Raw genomic sequence first — 6,373 nt, 5'->3', positions numbered from 1 at the left:
CACCCGGCAAAATCAACCATCTTGCCGCCCAACTCAACGTGAAGCCCATACAACGGCGTGCGTCTAATCTCGGTCATTGATCCAACCTTTCACTCAACGGGACTGGTCGCGAACAACCATGACGGTGCAATGCGCGTTGCGCACGACACGGGCCAGGTTCGGACCGATTTCATAATTCGGAAAATCACCCTTGGTCGATGCCATGACGATCAGGTCAAAGCCGTCCTTGTAGGCGCGCTTGAGGATTTCACGGTAAACGCTGCCTTCTTCAACATGGACAGGCACGTCCGATGCGTTGCCATGATCCAGAATGGCCTGAACCGCATTTCGCACGTGATCTTTGGCGCCGGCGCCGTAGTTGGCGGGCAGGTTCGGCAGCTGGATGATCTCGGGGATGACGGCAACCGCGTGCAGTTCAGCTGAGTAGAATTTCGCCTGTTCCAATGCGACTGGCAGGGCATTTTTCCACGAACGGTCGTCGGTGTGATCAATGGGCAGCAGGATTTTCGTGGCCATCACGTCTCTCCTCGAGATATGGAATTCTGTTTCAAAGGCGGGGGGCCGGAATGGCCCCCCGGTTTCAAGTCAGACCAAGCTTATTCGGCAGGCGCGCCGCCCGGCTCTTCGGACTTGCCGCTCGAGGCGAAGAACTCTTTCGTCAGCTTGAAGACGATCGGGCTCAGCAGGGCCAGGGCGATCAGGTTCGGAATGGCCATCATGGCGTTCAGCGTGTCGGCCAGCAGCCAGACAAAGCCCAGATCCGCGGTTGCACCGAAGTAGATCGCGATGATCCACAGGATGCGGTAGGGAAGCAGGGATTTCACGCCCAGCAGGAATTCGACGCATTTCTCGCCATAGAAGGACCAGCCGAGGATGGTAGTAAAGGCAAAGATCGACAGAGCGATGGCGATGATCGACCCGCCGATACCCGGCAGAGTGGTCTCGAACGCCAGCGAGGTCAGCGCCGCACCGGATTCCCCCGATGTCCAAGCACCTGACGAGATGATCGCCAGACCGGTGATCGAACAGACGATAATAGTGTCGATGAACGTTCCCAGCATCGCGATCAGGCCCTGGTTGACCGGGCCTTTGGTCTCGGCTGCCGCGTGCGCGATCGGAGCGGAACCCAGACCCGCTTCGTTCGAGAAAACACCCCGCGCCACACCAAAGCGGATGGCGGCCCAGACGGCTGCACCTGCGAAACCACCTTCGGCGGCTGATTGGGTGAAGGCGTAGGTGAAGACCAGCGACAGCGCATGACCGATGTTGCCGATGTTGATGATCAGGACCAGCAGTCCGGCAACGATATAGGCAATCGCCATGAACGGAACCAGTTTACCGGCGACCGCACCGATACGGGTGATACCACCCAGAATAACAGCGGCGGTCAGAACCATCAGAGCGACACCGGTGACCGAGGTGTTTACTCCGAAATTCGATTCCAGAACCTGTGCAACACCATTGGCCTGCACGCCGTTACCAATGCCAAAGGCCGCAACTGCGCCAAACAGGGCAAAGGCAACACCCAGCCACGCCCATTTCGCGCCCAGACCGTTCTTGATGTAGTACATCGGGCCGCCGACGAAGTTGCCCAGCTCGTCCTTTTCGCGGTATTTCACCGCGCAGACAGCCTCGGCATATTTGGTGGCCATGCCCACCAGGGCGGTCATCCACATCCAGAACAATGCGCCCGGACCGCCCAGGAAGACAGCAGTGGCAACACCGGCGATGTTCCCCGTACCGATGGTGGCCGACAGCGAAGTCATCAACGCGTTGAACGGGCTGATCTGCCCTTCGCCCTGACCTTCACGGCCTTTGAACAGCAGGCTGAAGCCCGTGCCAATGCGCAGGATCGGCATGAACTTCAGTCCGACCTGCAGGAAGAAGCCGACGCCAAGGATGAGAACCAGCATCAGCGGCCCCCACACGACGCCATTGATGGCCCCTACGATTGAATTTAACGCTTCCATGGATTCCCTCCCATTTGCGTTTGGTTTATGCCCCTTTGGCGATAGCCCGCTGGCGAGCCTGCCTGAGAGCAGCGAAATCTTCGTCCGCATGGAACGACGACCGGGTCAGCGGGGTTGCTGACACGTGCAAAAAGCCCTTGGACCGGGCAATCTGTTCCAGCTGGGCGAACTCTTCCGGTGTCCAGAACCGGTCGATTGGATGGTGTTTCGGGGTTGGTTGCAGATATTGGCCAACGGTCAGGAAATCGACCTGCGCTGCACGCAGATCATCCATGACCTGACGCACATCCGTGAGTGTTTCCCCCAGGCCCACCATCAGGCCGGATTTGGTGAATAGTTCCGGATTGGCGCGCTTGGCATCATCCAGCAGCCGCAGCGACGTGTAATACCGCGCGCCAGGACGGACGGTCGGATATAGGTGCGGCACGGTTTCCAGATTGTGGTTGAACACGTCCGGTGCGGCGTCAAAGACTGCCTTGGCGGCGTCGCCCTTGCCTAGAAAATCGGGGGTCAGAACTTCGACCGTGGTGCCGGGCTTTTGGTGGCGTACCGCCCGAATGGTCTGGGCAATATGCTCGGCCCCGCCATCGGCCAGATCGTCGCGATCGACCGAGGTGATGACGACATGGCGCAGGCCCAGCTTCCTGACCGCCGCTGCAACGCGACCGGGTTCGAAAGCGTCCAGCGCGTCGGGGCGGCCAGTCGATACGTTGCAGAACGAACATCCGCGTGTGCAGACCTCGCCCATAATCATCATGGTTGCGTGGCGCTTGGACCAACACTCGCCGATATTGGGGCAGGCCGCCTCTTCGCAGACCGTCGCCAGATTGTGATCCCGCATCAGGCGCCGGGTTTCGTAATAGGCGGAGCAGTCGCCTTTTTTCTTGCGTATCCACTTGGGTTTGCGCGGAATGACGCTGTCGGCCTTTTTGGCTTTTTCCGGGTGACGTGGTCTAAGCTGGATGGTCATCTGGCTGGTCCCCGCTACGCGTGAATTGCCCGGCCCATGGCGTCAAGGCAGGCTTCTTTCACAGCCTCGCCCATCGCCGGGTGGGCATGGCAGGTGGCTGCGACCTCGGCGACGGTGATGCCCTTGGCCATGGCCAGAACCAGCTCGGCAATCAGATCTCCCCCATGCGCACCGCAAATATGCGCGCCCAAGATCTTGCCTTCGGAACTGGCCAGCACCTTGACGGCCCCGTCGGTCTCGCCGGTCGAGCGCGCCCGCGAATTGGCCATGAAGGCAAACTTCCCGACCACGTATTCAATGCCCGTTTCTTGCAAGGCTTCTTCGGTCAGCCCGACCGAGGCGACCTCGGGGTCGGTGTAAACCACGCCGGGCACGGTATTGTAGTCAACATGCCCCGCTTCGCCTGCCAGCATCTCGACACAGGCAACGCCATCCTCTTCGGCTTTGTGCGCCAGCATCGGCCCTGGAACGCAGTCGCCAATGGCATAGATGCCGGGAACAGAGGTACAGAATGTGTCATCCACCTGAATAAATCCGCGCGGGTCGCAGGCTATCCCCAGTTCTTCCAGCCCCAACCCGCGCGTTACCGGTCGGCGTCCGACGGCGATCAGAACCTTGTCGGCCTCGATCACCTCTTCCTTGTCTTTGCCAACCCGATCCAGAGCAAGCGTCAATCCGGCCGTGGTCTTGTTGACGGATTTCAATGCCCGACCAAGCTGGAACTTCAGGCCGCGCTTGGCCAGCGCCCGCTGTGCCAGTTTTGCAATCTCGCCATCTATGCCGGGCAGCACACGGTCCAGATATTCGACGACGGTGACTTTCGCGCCCAGACGCGCCCAGACCTGACCAAGTTCCAGACCGATCACACCTGCGCCGACCACCACCAGATGATCCGGCACGCTTTCCATCGCGATCGCGCCGGTCGAACTCAGGACGTCCTGCTCATCAATCTCGATCCCCGGTAGCGAGGTAGGTTCCGACCCGGTCGCGATCAGAATGTTCTTTGCCTCATAGATGTCAGCGTCAACCTTGATCTGCCCGACTGAAGGGATGCTGGCCCAACCTTCGATCAGGTCAACGCCGTTCTTCTTGAACAGGAATGCGATGCCTTTGGTCAGGTCCCCCACGATCTTGTCCTTGCGCTCCATCATCGCGCCGACATTGATGCTGCCCCCCTCGACCGCAACACCGTGGGAGGAGAGATGTGCAAGCTCGGCATATTTGGCCGAGGAGGTCAGCAACGCTTTGGAGGGGATGCACCCCACGTTCAGACAGGTGCCGCCAAGAGCGCCGCGCCCTTCGACGCAGGCAACTTTCAGTCCCAGCTGAGCCGCGCGGATCGCGGCAACATAACCGCCCGGTCCGCCTCCGATGACAATCAGATCGTAGGTGTTCATTTCGCGCACTTTCAGTAGATCGGGTGGCTTGCGCAAAGCGCGCGAACCTTTTCGCGGGTTTCTTTTTCGATGGCCGCGTCGCCTTCGGGCGACTGCGCCAACGCGTCCAGAACATCGCCGATCAGATGGCCGATCTGTTTGAACTCTTCAGGGCCAAAACCCCTGCTGCACCCGGCGGCAGTGCCCAGACGGATACCGCTGGTGATGGTGGGCTTCTGGGGATCGCCCGGAACGCTGTTCTTGTTACAGGTGAACCCGGCACGTTCCAGCGCGGCCTCGGCATCCTTGCCGGTCACACCGATCGGGCGCAGATCGACCAGCATCAGGTGGTTTTCGGTGCCACCCGAAACGATGTCACATCCACGCGCCATCATGACATTGGCCAAAGCCGATGCACTGTCGACAACGCGCTGCATGTATTCTTTGAACTCCGGCTTCAGCGCCTCTCCGAATGCAACCGCCTTGCCGGCGATCACATGCATCAGCGGTCCACCTTGCAAGCCCGGGAATACGGCAGAGTTGATCTTTTTCGCCAGCGCTTCGTCATTGGTCAGAATGATCCCGCCCCGCGGGCCGCGCAGTGTCTTGTGGGTGGTTGAGGTGACGATATGCGCGTGCCCAATGGGCGAAGGGTGCAGGCCAGTTGCGACCAGACCCGCGATATGCGCCATGTCCGCCAGCAACCACGCACCAACTTCATCTGCGATCTCGCGGAAACGGACAAAGTCGATCTTCTGGGAATAGGCCGATGCGCCTGCGATGATCAGCTTGGGCTTTTCCACCCGAGCCAGCTCGGCCACCTGGTCGTAATCGATCAGGCCGGCTTGGGTCAGACCGTATTGTACCGGCCGGAACCACTTGCCGGATTGGGCAGGTTTTGCACCGTGTGTCAGGTGTCCGCCCGCATCCAGCGACATGCCCAGGATGGTGTCACCGGGGCTCAGCAACGCCAGTTTGACCGCCCCGTTCGCCTGAGCGCCGGAATGGGGTTGAACGTTGGCGTATTCACAACCGAACAGCTGTTTCAGCCTTTCGATGGCTTCGACTTCGACCTCGTCGACATATTCGCACCCGCCATAATAGCGGCGCGCAGGATAACCTTCGGCGTATTTATTGGTCAGGACCGAGCCCTGAGCCTCGATCACAGCTTTCGAGACGATGTTCTCGGACGCGATCAATTCAATCTGTTCCGCCTGACGTATTCCTTCGCGCGCGATCGACGCGGCGATTACCGGGTCAGCCTCATTCAGCGACGTTTTGAACATTATCCCCTCCTTCGGTTCCGAATCCTCAGTACGAAACTTTGTTTCCAATAGTGGAAAATGATCCAACAAGGCAACAAAAATCTCTTATTCAAGAAGTTGCGTATGTATGGGAAAACCTGTAGCCTTTGAAAAACAGGGGGAAATCCATGGTCGATGAAAGCCAAAACGATGTTTCCGGGCTGGAAGAACCGGACGAAGGCGAGGCTTTGGGCCGCTCCATTCGCGATGCGCGGCGATCAAAAGGCTGGACTTTGGAAGAGGCTGGCCGTGCTGCGGGTATTGGTCGGTCCACTCTGTCCAAGATCGAAAACAACCAGACACGGCCTAGTTTTGAAATCGTGCGGCGCCTGACACAGGCGCTCGACATGAGCACGCCACAGCTGTTCCTGCAATCGGGTCAGTCGGGCATCTCGGGTCGCCGCGATTTCACCCCAAAAGGCGAGGGGGAATTCAAGACCACGCCCACCTATCATCACGAACTGCTGTGTTCTGAACTGACCAGCAAACGGATGCTACCCTATATCGCAACGATCAAGGCGCGGGATGTATCCGAGTTCGACACTTGGATTCGGCACTCTGGCGAAGAATTCATGTATGTACTCAGCGGCGAGCTGATTTTCCTTTCCGAACATTACCGACCCTTACCCATGAAGGCGGGGGATTCACTGTATTACGACAGTGGAATGGGCCATGGCTGTATCTCGACCAGCGACGAAGACGCCAAGATTCTGTGGGTTTCGCTGGAGTGACATCAGAAAACCGCATGCTTTA

Annotated in this window: 6 protein-coding genes; 1 reads left to right on the top strand and 5 read right to left on the bottom strand. The window is 59.0% G+C overall.

Annotation, left to right across the window (positions count from 1 at the left end; genetic code table 11):
• Positions 1–93: 93 nt before the first annotated feature.
• The 5 genes from AC2FLO_RS18145 to glyA all read right to left on the bottom strand — a co-directional run bounded on the left by AC2FLO_RS18145 (position 94) and on the right by glyA (position 5,602).
• A complete protein-coding gene (locus AC2FLO_RS18145) occupies positions 94–516 on the bottom strand; it encodes a universal stress protein (RefSeq protein WP_496754041.1) in 423 nt (140 codons plus the stop codon).
• A gap of 80 nt (positions 517–596) precedes the next feature.
• A complete protein-coding gene (locus tag AC2FLO_RS18140; protein ID WP_496754043.1) occupies positions 597–1,970 on the bottom strand; it encodes an alanine/glycine:cation symporter family protein in 1,374 nt (457 codons plus the stop codon).
• Positions 1,971–1,995: 25 nt separating this feature from the next.
• On the bottom strand, positions 1,996–2,940 hold the full coding sequence (gene lipA, locus AC2FLO_RS18135) for a lipoyl synthase (protein WP_496754045.1): 945 nt from the start codon (positions 2,938–2,940) through the stop codon (positions 1,996–1,998).
• A gap of 14 nt (positions 2,941–2,954) precedes the next feature.
• Positions 2,955–4,337, bottom strand: coding sequence for a dihydrolipoyl dehydrogenase (gene lpdA, locus AC2FLO_RS18130; RefSeq protein ID WP_496754047.1), 1,383 nt, complete (start codon positions 4,335–4,337; stop codon positions 2,955–2,957).
• Positions 4,338–4,348: 11 nt separating this feature from the next.
• Positions 4,349–5,602, bottom strand: coding sequence for a serine hydroxymethyltransferase (gene glyA / locus AC2FLO_RS18125; RefSeq protein WP_496754048.1), 1,254 nt, complete (start codon positions 5,600–5,602; stop codon positions 4,349–4,351).
• Between the two features lie 146 nt (positions 5,603–5,748).
• On the opposite strand from glyA, the gene AC2FLO_RS18120 reads away from it, so the two are divergent.
• Entirely contained in the window at positions 5,749–6,351 is a 603-nt protein-coding gene (locus AC2FLO_RS18120; protein ID WP_480588523.1) for a helix-turn-helix domain-containing protein, read from the top strand.
• Positions 6,352–6,373 lie beyond the last annotated feature (22 nt).

The sequence above is a fragment of the Ruegeria sp. TASC047 genome (genome assembly GCF_059612445.1).
Note: the sequence above shows the minus strand (reverse complement) of the source record. Positions and strands in the feature narration are given on the sequence as shown.